This is a genomic window from Bacillota bacterium, from assembly GCA_013314855.1.
Classification (GTDB): domain Bacteria; phylum Bacillota; class Clostridia; order Acetivibrionales; family DUMC01; genus Ch48.
This window is the reverse complement of the sequence record JABUEW010000102.1, coordinates 1-15,282: the sequence shown is the minus strand read 5'-3', so window position 1 is coordinate 15,282 and position 15,282 is coordinate 1. Positions and strand designations below refer to the sequence as shown.

Genomic DNA, 15,282 nt, shown 5'->3' with positions numbered 1-15,282 from the left:
GGGCATATCATATTGAATTTCTCAGATGTATTTGGTATGATTTATTTGTAAAATGATAGCAGATATAATGGTAAACTATGGATGCGAAATGCAGGATGAATATATAGTATATAGGGGTGTAGGGGTGTAGAATGCATAGTAAAGATTTTAATTTATTGTGGGTTTCAAAATGCATGTACCCAGCAAAGCATATAGTTAAAACTAATTATCATGATTATTATCAAATTGTGTTTATTCTTAGTGGGGAAGGAGAAATTACTATTAGCAATTTTACTTATAATGTTGAGGTGAATCAAGTATATATATTTAAACCTAATGTTAAACATTCTATTATGGCGTCTAAACTCAAATCTCTCAATACTGTGGAACTAAAATTTTACTGTAATAATGTTATGACTTCAGCATATTTAAATGAACTACCGCCTAGAATAGAGAATACAAGCGAAGTTATACGGAACGCCTTTATAAATATTATAGAAGAACTTAAAAAACCTGACCAATACACAGAGAGTATAATAAGTTGTTTATTAAATCAAATTGTCCTTTACCTAACAAGAAAGCTATATCAAGAAGAAAAGCAGCTTTTCAAATCAATTGGAAAGATTGATTTGAAAAGCGATAAAAACAACACAGACCCATTAGATAATGTTGTTAATTTTATAAACCGAGAATATCATAAGGAAATTAAATTAAATGATCTTGCAGATATGGTTCATTTAAGTCCTGTATATTTTTGTTCTGTATTTAAGGAAAGGTATGGTGTTTCTCCTATTAAGTATCTTCAGAATATTCGACTTGAAAATGCAAAAAAACTCCTCTATAGCTCCAATGAATCAGTTACCAGAATATCCGAAAAAGTTGGCTTTCAATCTGTTCACTATTTCTCCAGATTTTTTAAAGCTCGTGAAGGAATTACTCCTAATGAATTCAGAAAGAGAAATCAGGGATTCATTTACAGAGACTTCCATGGTAATATGACAGATTTTTCTTAAAAATATTATTAAAAGTCAACCCATTAACCTTAATAATGTGCAAAAAAAAATTAAAATACGTCAATGATTATTATTTAGTGAAACGATATAATAAATAGTATAGTAAATTAAACTGGCACGACGCCAGAAAATAATTACGGATTAATATATTTACAAATATATTTACAATAGTATAATTTACTGTAGTAAGTAACAAAATTATTTGTAATTAGCTATAATTAATTATAGTTACCTAAATAATTCAAACGGTTATAGCATTCCGCGACAGGATCATTTAAATACACGTCAAGGAGTGGTAATGATGGCAAGGTATGTAACAATTAGCGCATTAGGGCCAAAACCTTATTTACTCGATCTCGACCTGGATTATAATACAGCAGTAGAAAGAATGATTGATCACTGGAATAGACAATTTTCTGATGTGCTTCCTGATAAACCTGACATTATAATTACACATGAAGCATGTGACCGTTCACCGCTTTATTCCATGGAAAGAAGATTGGAGTATTACAAAGTGAGAGGAAATCGGGTAAGAGATTTTATGAGGGAGATTGCATCAGTTCATAACTGTTATATAGCATATTCTGCTGCGAGAGAAATGGCTGATGGTACCTGGAGAAATTCTACGCAAATTATTGATAGAAATGGGAATATTGCAGGTATATATAATAAAAATCATGTGGTAATAACAGAAACAACAAAAGGTGGTATACTTTGTGGTAAGGATGCACCAATAATTGAGTGTGATTTTGGCCGTATTGCATGTGCAATTTGTTTTGACCTTAATTTTGAAGAATTGCGGCAAAAATATGAGAAGGAAAAACCTGATCTTATAGTATTTTCGTCAATGTATCATGGTGGATTTATGCAAAATTATTGGGCATATTCATGCAGGGCCCATTTTGCAGGGGCAGTATCAGGTTTGCCGTGTACAATAATATCACCCGTGGGTGAGCTCATAGCTTCAAGCACAAATTACTTCAGTTTTGTAACAGCTACTGTAAATCTTGATTGCAAGGTGATTCATCTTGACTGGAACTGGGATAAGCTAAGAGCAGCAAAACAAAAATATGGCAGTAAGTTTAAAATAAGTGATCCGGGTTTTTTAGGAGCGGTGCTGATTTCAAGTGAATCTGACGATTTCTCTATAGATGATATTGTAAAAGAATTTGAGTTTGAGTTATTGGATGATTATTTTGCAAGGTCTTTAGCTCACAGACATTCAAACATTGAACCCTGAATTTAAATTACTTTAAGGACTAACGTTTGGTAGTTGTTTAGATATTAATAGGAGGTAGTAATATGAAATCAACCAATCCAAGTGCAAACATCAAAACCTGGAGGAAACAACTTATTAGAGATGTAATGCGGGATTGGGAGTTATATCTATTGCTTATACCTACATTGGTATATTTTATTGTTATGAAATATGGACCCATGTATGGTGTGCAAATTGCTTTCAAGAATTTTAATGGAGCATTAGGAATAACAGGTAGTCCGTGGGTGGGACTGAGGCATTTTAAATCGTTTTTTGATTCATATTATTTCTGGCCTCTTATCAGAAATACAGTGGTGCTTTCTGTTTACTCTCTTATAGCTGGTTTTCCTATGCCAATAATTTTAGCTCTTATGCTTAATGAAGTAAAAAACAGTAAGTATAAGAGAACTGTACAAACAGTTACATATGCACCTCACTTTATATCAACCGTCGTATTAGTAGGTATGTTAATAACGTTTCTATCTCCAAGTACTGGTATTATTAATCATCTTAGAAAAGCTTTAGGGTTCGAAGTCAGAAATTATATTGCTGAACCTGCATTGTTTCGGCATCTCTATGTATGGTCAGGTATATGGCAAAATACGGGATGGAATTCTATAATATATCTTGCAGCATTAAGTTCTATAGATCCACAGCTGCACGAAGCAGCTATAATAGATGGCGCTTCAAGGTGGCAGAGAATATGGAATATTAATATACCTGGTATACTCCCAACAATTGTTATTCTATTTATACTCAGCACTGGTTCAATTATGAATGTAGGATTTGAAAAAGCATTTCTTATGCAAAATCCTATGAATATGGAAACTTCAGATGTTATATCAACTTATGTATATAGAAGAGGACTTATTAGCGCAGAGTATAGTTTTTCTGCAGCCATTGGCCTTTTTAACTCGGTGATAAACTTTATTATGTTAGTAATGGTAAATAAGCTAGCAAAAAAACTGGGCGAAACAAGCGTTTGGTAAGGGAGGTAAATACGGTTGATTAAATCACAAAAAGGAGACAAGGTATTTGATATAGTAAATATAGTCTTACTTGGAGTAATAACGTTTATGGTTTTATATCCTCTTTACTTTGTGCTTATTGCTTCTATAAGTGACCCAGACTTAGTAAATACTGGGAAGGTAGTACTTATTCCAAAGAAAATAACATTTATGGGTTATGTAAGAGTATTTCAGGATGGTGAAATACTTACAGGATATAGAAATACTATATTTTATGCAATAACAGGCACATTAATTAATTTGTTTATGACACTTACAAGCGCTTTTGTATTGTCCAAGAAACGATTAAGAGGAAGAACCTTTTTTACATTTTTGTTTGCTTTTACGATGTTTTTCAGCGGCGGGCTTATTCCTACTTATTTGTTGATTAAAAAACTAGGAATGCTTAATAAAATATGGGCTCTTCTTATACCGAATGCAGTTAGTATGTATAACATAGTTGTAGCAAGGACATTTTTTGCAAACAGTGTGCCAGTAGAAATTGAAGAGTCGGCAATGATTGATGGTTGCAACACTACATATACGTTTGTGAAGATTGTTTTGCCATTATCCAAGGCCCTTATTGCAGTATTAGCGTTGTTTTATGGAATTGGACACTGGAATTCTTTTTTTGACGCTTTAATTTATATAACTAATAGAAAACTTTACCCGCTTCAATTAATTCTTAGAGAAATACTAATCCAAAATGAATTGAAAACTGCCATGATGGATGTTATGGCCGTGGGTGACGATGTAATAAGTATGCAAATGAAAATAGCAAGCATGATAAAGTATTCTGTAATTATTGTGTCTTCATTACCTGTATTGATTATATATCCTTTTCTTCAAAAATATTTTACTCAGGGAATTATGCTTGGAGCTTTAAAAGGATAAGTGCTTCTTATTTGAGAAAAATGGGATGTTTTTAGGTATACAAGGAAGAAAATCCCTTACTGGGGATTATATTTAATATATTTAAAATTAAAAGAAAGGGAGGTTATACTTAAAATGAAAACTAAAAAATTTTTGAAAGCCCTCGCATTACTACTATGTATTATGGTAGCACTTGCTGCTTTCTCAGGGTGTTCTGGAAAAGAAACAGAAAAGGGGGGTGAGGATAAAGGTGGCAAGAATGTAACAACCGACCAGGGAAAGAAGGAAGATTCTAACTTTAACAAAACCGGCTACCCTATAGTAAAAGAACCCATTACTTTAAGGTTTATGCATCCTAAGAATCCTATGCATGGAGATTTTGCAGAAATGGCATACTTTAAGGAAATGGAAAAGCTGACCAATATAAAAATTGAGTTTTTACCTGTAGATGAATCAAGTTGGGCAGAAAAGAAAAACCTAGCCCTGGCAAGTGGAGATCTTCCTGATGTGTTTTTTAATGGTCTTGATGTTAAGGATGAAACCATGTATGGTATTCAGGGAAAAACCCTTATACCGCTTAATGATTTAATTGAGAACTATGCACCAAACCTCAAAAAAGTATTTAAAGAATACCCTGATACAAAACCTGCTATAACAGCAATGGATGGGAATATTTACATGCTTCCATATATTGCTGATACCCTTACAGTAGCAGATTCTACACTTTATGTAAGAGGAGATTGGATAAGAGAAGCGGGGGTAAAAAAACCTGAAACTCTTGATGAATTTTATACAATGGTAAAAGCATTTAAGCAATTAGGTCCTGACAAAATACCAATATCTCCTAACAACTTTGATGTTTTTAAGTTATATTTGATAAATGCATTTGGAGAATTGATAGATAACTTATATGATAGGGATTCAAATGATAAAGTTGTTTTTGTACCCGCAACAGATCAGTATAAAGAAATGATTAAATTTATTAATAAATTATTTACCGAAGGACTTTTGGATAATGAAGTGTTTACTCAAAAGGGAGAACAGGCAAATGCAAAGGTTACTGAAGGCAAGGTAGGATGTATGACGTTTGGAACTCTTTTAAAACCAGAACACTATAAAAGTGGGAAGAATGAAACTGAACTGTTAAAGCCATTAACTTCACAATGGAATAGTAAACCTCATATACGTGGGCGTTATCCAATAAGTATAGGGCATGCAGCAATTACAAAGGTAAACAAGTATCCTGAAGCTACTATGAGATGGCTGGATATCAACTACTCTGACGAAGATGTTGCGCCAGGTCTTAATTGCATATCTATGTGGCTTGGAATAAGAGGAGTTCACTGGGATTATATGAACGCCGAAAAGACTAAATATGCAAGGCTTATGCCTGCTGATTCAAAAATATCCGAAATAGAATGGTCAAATAGGTATATTACTCCTGGTTGGGGCCCATGTAAACTTGTGTTCAAAGCTGTTCCAGAAAACAACCCTGGGCAGGAAATGAAAGCTAACGAGTCAGTAAAAAATTGGTTCCCGTATACCGTTTTACCATTCCCCAATCAATATTTAAGGTATACTGCGGAAGAACAGAGCAGACTTAATACAGTTGCAAATGATGTAGAAACACTTGTTAAGCAGATGGAAGCAAAATTTATAACTGGGCAGGAATCACTGGATAAATGGAATGAATATCTTAATAATCTTAAAAAGGCAGGGCTTGATGATTTGATCAAGATAAAACAAGCAGCATATGATAGATATAAGGCAAATAAATAATGGTTAGACTGGTATATAATTCATATATAATAAAATATTAATAAATTGTAAAAGAATATATTTTAATATATTTTATAATATGGGGGGATAAAAGATTATCCCCCTTGTACTTTAGATTATTGTGCAACTAACCTGTCTACAATTCCATGCAAGCCTTTTCAAGCCTTTGAAGCGCTTCAGCTATGTCATTATCTTTATGACTGAAGTTTACATAAGACACATTATATAAAGATACCCCATGTTTATAAGCCAGAGACATAAAGTTAGATATAACATCAGCAGGGGCATTGGCTTTGGGAGTAAATGTTGGACATGGCCAAAAACCTTTAATTTCAATTGGTATGTTATAATTTTCAAACCGCTTGCTTAATGACGACCATATTTTCTCTCCCTGTTTCCAAAGGTGGTCAACTACATTGCAAGTTTTATAAACATTAATTACTGCTTTGGCAACAGCAAGAGAAAGTGTTTCACCGGCAAAAGTAGATGAAATAATAACCCCGTTTCCCTTGTCGCATCTTTGCATTACTTCTCTTCGGCCTGCGTATACAGATAATGGCATGCCATTGGCAATTCCTTTAGAGAATACTGCCATATCAGGTGTTACCTTGAAGTATTCCTGAACACCTCCTATAGCTATCCTAAACCCGGTAACTATTTCGTCAAAAATAAGTAAAATACCATTCTTATCGGCAAAGTCCCTTACCTCTTTGTAATATGTAGTTCCTTTTTCTATTTGAGCGTAATCTGCTGCAATTACTATAGCAGCTAAGTTGCCGTTCACTTCTTCATAAACCTTCTTAATACTTTCCATATCGTCCCAGGAACATGAATGATGTAGCGCTGAAAGGCATGCTGGAATTCCTGATGTGAATGCGCCACCTGATTGCCTTGGCAGTACAGGACCTCCTGAAGCAAGACTGTTGAGCCATCCGTTATAGCCTACCTGAATGATATGGTCCTTACCTGTATAAGCTCTTGCTATACGTATACAGGCAGCAATGGCTTCTCCACCTGTTTTAAGGAATCTTACCTGTTCAGCACAAGGAATTATCTCTGTAAGCATTTCAGCCACTTCACATTCAAGTACACTAGGATGTCCAAATATTATACCAGATTCAAGTTGTTTATGAATCGCTTCATCTACCTCAGGGAATTGGTAGCCTAGGGTTATAGGGCCTAACGCATTACGGAAATCAATAAATTCACGTCCCTCAATATCCCATACGCGGCAACCCTTACCTTTAACTATTGCAGCTGGTTCATACGGCCTAAGATATGGTGCTTTTGAACAAGTACTTGAACCCCATGGCATAACTTTCCTAGCTCTTTCAAGTATTTGGTCAGAAATATTTACAGTCAATTAATAAAATCCCCCTTTCAAATAACAATAAACAATTATCAAATAACAATAAATAATTATGTTAATAAAAACGTGAAATACATCGCCATTGAAATGGCAGGCTTCCGTCTTCCAATGAAATTATGGTAATTCCAGCGGTATGCCATAGGAATGTCCAACCTCTGATATGAACCTCCCTATTACCGGGTCATAATACCTCGCTCTTAGATAATAGGTACCGGTCTCCTTGTCAAAGTACTCTCCACAGTATCTGAATGGGTTGGTGTCATTTGGCTCAGGGTTCTTCTCATTGCCAAAGGCGTCATAGTCGTAAGCCTTGCTTACATTCCCATGTGCCCCAGTTTAATTGTACTACATCTCCATGGCCATTGTAAAGACCGTACTTTCTTTTACAGAGCTGACGCACGAATTTTTTTTCATCTACATTTAACCCACCATCTGCAGCTAATCTTCAAATGGCAGATACCACTGACTTTCACACAATATCATTCTTTAAAGATTTATCTTTTAATGTAATTATAAAATCCCCTCCAAAATCCCTGCACATTTCCATTATTGGACCATTAGCAAAAAGTCCATCTAATGTTACCGCTATCTTAATCTTGGGAAAGCCTCCTTAAGCCTTTTAGCAAGCCTTTTAAATGCTTTTATCTCACAATCCTGCTTCCGTTTTTCATCATCATCACTCTCAGAACTGTATTCCTACCTGTCTAAAAATTCAGTCATAAGTGGTATGGTCAATCCGTTAGGAAGTACGATAGATGCCTCCAGTGCGTATGCATAATACTTGTTCACACCTGTTACCGGTCACTCTTTTTGGTACTGTAAGACATATCTGAATCACCCCTTTTTGGTACTGAATTTAATAAATTTTGCAAAAAAATAGCAGGGAAAAATCCCTGCTTTTTTGATATAATAAATATAATAAATAAAAACTTTTCAACACTATGAAAAGTTATACTATTATACTATGAAAAAGTTATACATTTTATCAGAAAATTGCAATAGTTGGAATAGTGGAAATTTCGAAGATAGCTTTAAAATAGAGCTTGAATGTAGCTCATGCTCTTCTTTTGGCAACTTTTCATTTATGAGTAAATATCCCATATGGCGATGGGAAATTGATATCTCTTATGACTGAGAATATGGCCAGTGGGAAAGGATACGACTGTATCCTATTCAGGTTGATATATTAGTTGTTCAATGTGAAGACTGTGGCGAAGTATACCAGGTGTACCCTCTGTTTTATACATATATAAGGTCATTAAAAGTAATATTATCAGTTGTTGACCACCAATACACAAACTATACATAAAGCGTTAAACTTCCTTATATTTACTAAAAAAAGTGAACCACACAGTTATTGCCGGAAGTGATATAATATATTGAAAACACAGATGACAGACTTACCAATTCCCTAACATCTGAAAAAAATAAGAGGTGGAGAAATATGAATAATGCAGTTGATGAAATGGTAACAAAAAAGTTTCTTGATTACTGGGGGGTTTACAAAACTCCCATTCCCCAAGGTTGTAGATCCTTCATGTACGTTTTTAAGCGAACATCATGAAAATACACTGTTAAGACTTACCCAGCTTCTTCAGACCAGGGAGGTAGTAGTTGTGGTAAGAGAAGCAGGTACCGGGAAAAGTACACTTATTGATATATTGTTAGCAAAGCTATCGTCAAGCCGGTATAAGATAATCCGCATTGAAAATCCACAAAACAAACCAAGGAAAATGTATAGGGGAATATCATCTGCAATGGGGGTTAATACTACATGGTTTGGTGCTGATGCACTAAAGGTTGTAGACCTCTTAACTTATTCGTACCTTGAATCAAACCGTCCATCCATTTTAGTAGTAGATATTGTACCAATGGAAACCGGTTGTAAACAACCGGTATATGAAAAATACAAGATGGAATTGATTTGTATGCTGTGCTTCCTTCCAGTACATTCGGTATAACCAAACCGCAACATTTCCTGCTCTAATTCGTTCAGCAGTTCTGTCAATGGTCTCTTTTGCATAAGACATCCTCCAAAAATGATATTTTGAGCTGTTATGCTCTTGTTATCATCTTCAGAGATTATGCAAACTAAATCAAACAGAAATGCTTAAATTATGCACCCTTTTAACCAATTACTTTGCATAATAACTTTCTTTGCATAAGGAGGGTTATGCTAAACTTTGCATAACCCTCCTTGAGGCGTGCCTTCTTCAGTCTGGTATAACTTTCCTTCCTCCATTACTCCTGTTTTCAGAAATTTCTTGATTATTCTTAGAAAGTTCTTGTCAGCTATCTTTTCCTGAAACATTTTCATCAGCCATTCATGGTCCACATTATCAAAGAAACTGCATATATCAGCATCAATTATATGGTTTACCGGCTTTGTCATTATTACATTATCTATATCTATCTGCTTGAGTGCCTGATGACAGCCTCTTCCTTTCCTGAATCCATAGGAGCAATCAAGAAAGTTTGGCTCAAATATTGCATTTAGTACCCTTGTTATACCCCTCTGTACTATCTTGTCCTCGAGTGCAGGTATACCTAATGGTCTCAGTTTCCCCTCTCCCTTGGGTATGTACGCCCTTTTCACTGGTTGCGGATAATATTTCCCTGCTTTCATCCTCTTAACAAGTTTCTGAATATTAGTGTTAAGGAAGGTATTTCTCATATTCTTCATATGTTATGTTGTCTATACCCGGTGCTTTGCCTTTCTTCAACATATGAAAACATTCCTTTAACGACTCCTCATTCAATAAATGCGCTAGACTTGAAAATTTAAAACCCCTATCCTCAGCAGCATGTTTAGTTATAAGGTTCAGTTTCGTTTCCATATCAAATTGTACCTCAGCGGATACAACCTTTCCTGCCTTTGCAGACATCATATGTTTCCCATCTCCTTTGCGTATTGGTGCTAACCCCTTCCCCATGTGGCCGGCTTTCCCGTCCTCAGAGTACTACGAGTTAGTCCGACTACCAGACCATCTTCTCCTCTTCCTCGCTTTCCTCGCTTGTTTGCGGATTACCCTTGCGGGAACAGCCTGGTCCTCCCAAGTTCCTGTCAATTCCTTTTGTTACCATGCTATGGCCTCAGACCCCGGGGGCATTGCTGTACTCACCTTATCGTACAACAGAATTCCACCTTCCAGCTAATGGACACTGTCGGCTCCCCCAATGGTGGTAGGTTTGGGGGCTCAATATCTTCACTTGCGTTACGGCCTGGTAACTCCCATCTACCAGCTTCATACAATTGGTTGCCCTCTTGCATGTGGTATAGGTGTTAGGCTGGTGGCTAACCTTTGCCTAATCCGGACTTTCACCGGTAAGAATTGACAAGCTTCCCTTAGCACGCCCACTAATCCCTCCCTGGAATTTTGAGAAAAAATATATTAAAATTTTATTATCATAAACAATAGGTAAAAAAGGAGTGTTATATCTTATGAATAAAAGAGAAAACCTTTTACGGGCGCTAAGAAGGGAAAATCCTGAATATGTACCTTTTGGTTTCACCCTTTGTGAATCCCTTGAAAGAGAGTTTGAAAAGAGAACCGGACATAGAGATTATATGGAATACTATGATATGCCCTACAGGTATATTGATATCCTTCCATCAAAAAACCTCATTGACTATTCAATGTATTTTGACAGCCTGCCTAATAACGCCGTAATTGATGAATGGGGTGTAGCCCATATTCCCGGTACTGTAGCCCATTTTTCAAAGATGGTTTCTCCTATGAAGGATTTTAAAACGCCCGAGGAAGTGTGGAGCTTCCCCATGCCTGATGTTCTTGAAGATTATAGATGGGATGGGATTCAAGATAAGGTGGAAGCTTTAAAGGACAAAGACCTCGTACCTATATATTTTGCAATTCAAATTTTCGAGCCTGCTTGGTACTTGAGAGGGCTGGATAATTTACTTATGGATATGGTATTAAATGAAGATATGGCCAAGGCATGCCTGGATAGGATGACAGAAGTAAAAGCAACTATGTGTTCAAAAATTGCCCAAGCCGGCTTTGATATTATTGTTTATGGAGATGATGTAGGCACTCAGACTGGAATGATGATGAGTCCCGACCTCTGGAGAAAATGGCTTAAGCCTACGATGAAAGTTGCCATAAAAGCTGCAAAGGATGTAAATCCTGATATAATAGCTTACTACCATTCTGACGGAGTTATTTACGACATAATTCCCGATTTGATTGAGATTGGTGTAGATGTCTTAAACCCTGTACAACCTGAATGCATGGACCCTGTTAAAATAAAGGAGATGTATGGAGATAAACTTTCCTTTTGGGGCACCATAGGCACACAAACAATTATGCCTTTTGGCACACCTGAAGATGTGGAAGAAACAGTAAAAAGGATGATAGAAACTGTAGGAAAAGGCGGAGGACTTGTTATAGCTCCAACCCATTTACTGGAACCGGAAGTTCCATGGAAAAACATTGAAGCCCTTGTAAAGGCAGTACATAAATATGGAAAATATAGTCAATAACAACCTGATGCAGTAACATGCCATAAATGGTATACTAGTATAATACAAGGTAATAATAGAAGGAAAATGGATAAATATTTATATCCACGGGCAAATGTTTCCTGCCCATGGATATATGGAATTGAAAAAGTATTCACAATGAACGACATTCACAAAGTATTTGTAAATGAGTAATGACAGAATTGGAGCTTGGCTAAAAGCTCCAATTCTGTAACCTAGGTCTTGTATAAAACTTGTATAAAATCTATTAAAATCTATTTTTAGATTATGCTTATTATATCTATATTGTATAAGATATAAGTATTTGTAAGATATAGTACTGGCTCTACAACTCTTAACCCAATATAGTCTTGAGGTCTTCATCGGGAGTGCTTATTGGTTTAATGCCAAACTTATCAACCAGAGTATTCAATACATTAATTGAGAAAAATGCCGGGATGGAAGGCCCAATATAAATATTTTTTATACCCAGTGCCAACAAAGTAAGAAGTATACATACTGCCTTTTGTTCATACCAGGACAGGACTAAAGTTAAAGGTAGATCATTAACCCCGCAGTCAAAGGCTTTTGCCAGGGCAGTAGCAACTTTTATAGCTGAGTATGCATCATTGCACTGACCTACATCCATTATGCGGGGGAGTCCGCTAATTTCACCCAGGTTGAGGTCATTAAACCGGTATTTTCCGCATGCTAAAGTGAGTATTATAGTATCTTTCGGAGTTTTCTTTACAAAATCGGTATAGTAGTTTCTACCCGACTTCGCACCGTCACACCCTCCAACCAAAAAGAAGTGCCTTATTGCTCCTTCTTTCACAGCATTAATCACTTTATCAGCAACTCCGAGGACTGTATTATGTGCAAATCCGGTCATAAGCTCTGTTCCGCCATTAATACCCGTAAATTTCTTATTTTCATTCCACCCGCCCAGTTCAAGGGCCTTATCAATTATAGCTGTAAAGTCCTTTTTTCCGTTTATTTCAGGTATATGTTTTGCCCCGGGGTAGCCTACAACTGCTGTAGTAAATACCCTGTCAGCATAAGATGCTTTTGGAGGCATTAGACAGTTGGTTGTAAATAGAATAGGAGCAAGTATGTTATCAAATTCTTTTTGTTGATTTTGCCATGCAGTACCAAAATTACCCTTCAAATGCGGATACTTTTTCAATTCCGGATATCCATGAGCTGGTAACATTTCCCCATGGGTATAGATGTTTATTCCCTTCCCTTCGGTTTGTTCCAGCAGCTGCTTTAAGTCATGAAGATCATGTCCTGTTATAACAATAAATGGGCCTTTTTCAACTGTAGTAGTAACCTTAGTAGGTATAGGATGTCCGTAAGCAGTTGTATTAGCACTATCCAGAAGTTCCATGCACTTTAAATTTATTTGCCCAAACTCCATAAGAAGATTCAGCCATTCATCAGTAGTGTGTTCTTCTCCAATAGCACGCATACCATTATAAAACCAGGATATAACTTCAGGATTTTCTTTCCCGAGAACATAAGCATGCCACGCATATGCTGCCATACCTCTTAAGCCAAACAGCAGTGTAGAACGAAGAGACACTGTATCATTATCCCCGATCCAAAGAAAGCGTGGAGATAATTCTTCTGCATCACCAAGTTTTTCCTTTTCCCTGCGTACAAGGGTTATAAGTTCATCAATACGGCTTCTGTCAAAGTTAACATTTGTTACGGTGGCAAAAAGGCCTTGCATCATTAGCTCATTTGCTCTTTTCCCTGGAGTTTTCCCTTTTGCTGCCCGAGCTAAGCCTACCAATGCGCATGTTAATTCATCCTGTTTGTTTGCTACATCAGGTTGTTTACCACAAACACCTACTTTACAGCAGGCCTTTCCTCCTGCAGCTTGTTCACATTGAAAACAAAACATCGTATTAGATTCAGATGAATCATACATAGAAATTTCTCCCTTTAAATTGGTACTTACAACATTTTTGGTTGAAGTTTTTGTAAAAACATATTGTTTTTCAATCATCTCTTATTCTCCTCTCATTTCTCTCTTGATTTTTGTAAGTTTATTATAATATAATTAAAAAGGCAAATCGGTAACTAATGTTACAAAATTGAGGAATGCCACATTTATGCTATTATGTTGTAGGGATGGAAGAATGTAATGTTTAAGAAGTGGATTGGGGTTTTGGCAAGTTGTAAGCTTTTTGACGGAATAGATTCGAGAGAAATAGAGGATTTGCTTGATTGCCTCAAACCTAGGTTAATGAATTATGGAAAGAATGACATGGTAGCCATTGCCGGTGAAAGGTTTGAAGAGTTTGGCCTTGTGTTGGCAGGTACTGTTGCAGTAACTAAAGAGAATGCTGTCGGAGATAGGATAATCATCGATATTCTGGGTCCCGGACAGATGTTTGGAGAAATTGCAGTATTTGCAGGAAATAACTTATGGCCTGCAACAGTGGTTGCACAAACAGCTTGTGCTGTAGCTTTTATGTCACCTGATGTTATATTAGGTACATGCAAGAAACAGTGTATAAACCATAAAAGGTTAATAATAAATATGCTTAGAATTATATCCGGTAAAGCTCTTCTACTTAACCAAAAGTTGCAGTACCTTTCTATGAAAAGTATACGGAGAAAATTAAGCAGTTACCTTCTTGAGCAACATAAAAAACAAGGACAGACAACGTTTATGATGCCATTAAAACGTAATGAATTGGCAGAATTTCTTAATGTAACAAGACCATCTCTTTCAAGAGAGATGTGTAAGATGAGGAATGAGGGTATTATTGAGTTTCACAGGGAATCGATAAAAATCAGGGATCTGGATGCTCTAAAGAGTCTATAAGAATAAGTAAAATAAAGTTGTAGTGTAAGGAGAAAATTTTGTACAAAATAAAAATAGTTTTCTACAAAGAATAATGCTGTGTAAAAATTATAATAAATATAGGACAATATAGGATGGAAGAATGGTCACAACCGATTAAAACTAAGGTTAAACTAACTTGCTGTATTAACTTATTGTAGCGGTGGACTTGTCATAATCTAAAAAATAACAATGTTTGGGAGTGTTGAGCTTGAAGAAAATTGTTTTACTACAAAACAGATATTTAAAGGGCGAAAACCTGGAAGGTGAAGTACAACCTGAAAAGTTAAAGATAATGGCATAAAGAAAGCATTAAAAGTGTAAAAAGTTTAAGTGTTAAGATTAATGTAAATTAATGTAAAGCCTTTTTACTTCAATACCCTCTATTTGTATACCTGGACAATTCTATTTGTATAACTAAATAATTTTAAGAAAAACTAAGTTCAGGAAAGTAGAGGACGAGGTGGAAAGGATTTGACTAAAAAACCCGTATTGCTTATTAGTTTCTATAATCCAAAGGCTTTGGGGATAAGGTATTTAGAGAAATCTCTAATGGATGCTGGTTATCCTGTATATATTGTTTTTTTGAAAACTTTTAACAGTAGAAACCCTAGTAATGTAACAGAAACCGAACTTGGATTGGTTAAAGATATAGTAAACCAAGTTA

11 protein-coding genes and 2 pseudogenes are annotated in these 15,282 nt (G+C 35.8%); 9 read left to right on the top strand and 4 right to left on the bottom strand.

The genetic code is table 11. The features are described 5' to 3' along the window. The first annotated feature begins 131 nt into the window (after nucleotides 1-131). From HPY74_15515 to HPY74_15495, 5 genes are all read left to right on the top strand, one after another. A complete protein-coding gene (locus HPY74_15515; GenBank protein NSW92051.1) occupies nucleotides 132-992 on the top strand; it encodes a helix-turn-helix transcriptional regulator in 861 nt (286 codons plus the stop codon). A gap of 298 nt (nucleotides 993-1,290) precedes the next feature. Next, nucleotides 1,291-2,232, top strand: coding sequence for a carbon-nitrogen hydrolase family protein (locus tag HPY74_15510; GenBank protein NSW92050.1), 942 nt, complete (start codon nucleotides 1,291-1,293; stop codon nucleotides 2,230-2,232). A 62-nt stretch (nucleotides 2,233-2,294) separates the two neighbouring features. Next, nucleotides 2,295-3,239, top strand: coding sequence for a sugar ABC transporter permease (locus HPY74_15505; GenBank protein ID NSW92049.1), 945 nt, complete (start codon nucleotides 2,295-2,297; stop codon nucleotides 3,237-3,239). 87 nt (nucleotides 3,240-3,326) lie between these two features. After that, nucleotides 3,327-4,151: a carbohydrate ABC transporter permease gene (locus tag HPY74_15500; protein NSW92048.1), complete on the top strand. Its 825-nt coding sequence runs from the start codon at nucleotides 3,327-3,329 to the stop codon at nucleotides 4,149-4,151. Between the two features lie 114 nt (nucleotides 4,152-4,265). Next, nucleotides 4,266-5,909 (top strand): extracellular solute-binding protein, encoded by a 1,644-nt coding sequence (locus tag HPY74_15495; GenBank protein NSW92047.1) that lies wholly within the window; start codon nucleotides 4,266-4,268, stop codon nucleotides 5,907-5,909. Nucleotides 5,910-6,045: 136 nt separating this feature from the next. Here the strand turns inward: HPY74_15495 and HPY74_15490 are convergent, their stop codons facing one another. Continuing rightward, nucleotides 6,046-7,272, bottom strand: a complete 1,227-nt coding sequence (locus HPY74_15490) for an aminotransferase class III-fold pyridoxal phosphate-dependent enzyme (protein NSW92046.1) — start codon at nucleotides 7,270-7,272, stop codon at nucleotides 6,046-6,048. Nucleotides 7,273-7,392: 120 nt separating this feature from the next. After that, nucleotides 7,393-7,578 (bottom strand): annotated as a pseudogene (locus HPY74_15485) (RHS repeat-associated core domain-containing protein). 1,316 nt (nucleotides 7,579-8,894) lie between these two features. Here HPY74_15485 and HPY74_15480 point away from each other — a divergent pair. After that, the gene (locus HPY74_15480; GenBank protein ID NSW92045.1) at nucleotides 8,895-9,239 is read left to right on the top strand and encodes an ATP-binding protein; all 345 of its coding nucleotides are present in this window, start codon (nucleotides 8,895-8,897) and stop codon (nucleotides 9,237-9,239) included. A gap of 215 nt (nucleotides 9,240-9,454) precedes the next feature. Here the strand turns inward: HPY74_15480 and HPY74_15475 are convergent. Continuing rightward, nucleotides 9,455-10,166, bottom strand: a pseudogene (locus tag HPY74_15475) (reverse transcriptase). Between the two features lie 554 nt (nucleotides 10,167-10,720). On the opposite strand from HPY74_15475, the gene HPY74_15470 reads away from it, so the two are divergent. Beyond that, nucleotides 10,721-11,779, top strand: a complete 1,059-nt coding sequence (locus HPY74_15470; GenBank protein ID NSW92044.1) for a hypothetical protein — start codon at nucleotides 10,721-10,723, stop codon at nucleotides 11,777-11,779. 334 nt (nucleotides 11,780-12,113) lie between these two features. Here the strand turns inward: HPY74_15470 and hcp are convergent, their stop codons facing one another. Then, nucleotides 12,114-13,694 carry a hydroxylamine reductase gene (gene hcp, locus HPY74_15465; GenBank protein NSW92043.1) on the bottom strand — a complete coding sequence of 527 codons (1,581 nt, stop codon included), beginning with the start codon at nucleotides 13,692-13,694 and terminating at the stop codon, nucleotides 12,114-12,116. 216 nt (nucleotides 13,695-13,910) lie between these two features. On the opposite strand from hcp, the gene HPY74_15460 reads away from it, so the two are divergent. Together HPY74_15460 and HPY74_15455 are read left to right on the top strand one after the other, a co-directional pair. Beyond that, complete coding sequence (locus HPY74_15460; protein ID NSW92042.1) at nucleotides 13,911-14,597, top strand: Crp/Fnr family transcriptional regulator; 687 nt, start codon at nucleotides 13,911-13,913, stop codon at nucleotides 14,595-14,597. A gap of 492 nt (nucleotides 14,598-15,089) precedes the next feature. Further along, nucleotides 15,090-15,282, top strand: a 193-nt coding sequence (locus tag HPY74_15455; protein ID NSW92041.1) for a hypothetical protein, incomplete at its 3' end; no start/stop codon positions are given.

Coding starts and splice junctions, on each gene's coding strand:
- HPY74_15515 (NSW92051.1), top strand. CDS start 132: ATGCATAGTAAAGATTTTAATTTATTGTGGGTTTCAAAATGCATGTAC.
- HPY74_15510 (NSW92050.1), top strand. CDS start 1,291: ATGATGGCAAGGTATGTAACAATTAGCGCATTAGGGCCAAAACCTTAT.
- HPY74_15505 (NSW92049.1), top strand. CDS start 2,295: ATGAAATCAACCAATCCAAGTGCAAACATCAAAACCTGGAGGAAACAA.
- HPY74_15500 (NSW92048.1), top strand. CDS start 3,327: ATGGTTTTATATCCTCTTTACTTTGTGCTTATTGCTTCTATAAGTGAC.
- HPY74_15495 (NSW92047.1), top strand. CDS start 4,266: ATGAAAACTAAAAAATTTTTGAAAGCCCTCGCATTACTACTATGTATT.
- HPY74_15470 (NSW92044.1), top strand. CDS start 10,721: ATGAATAAAAGAGAAAACCTTTTACGGGCGCTAAGAAGGGAAAATCCT.
- hcp (NSW92043.1), bottom strand. CDS start 13,694: ATGTATGATTCATCTGAATCTAATACGATGTTTTGTTTTCAATGTGAA.
- HPY74_15460 (NSW92042.1), top strand. CDS start 13,911: ATGTTTAAGAAGTGGATTGGGGTTTTGGCAAGTTGTAAGCTTTTTGAC.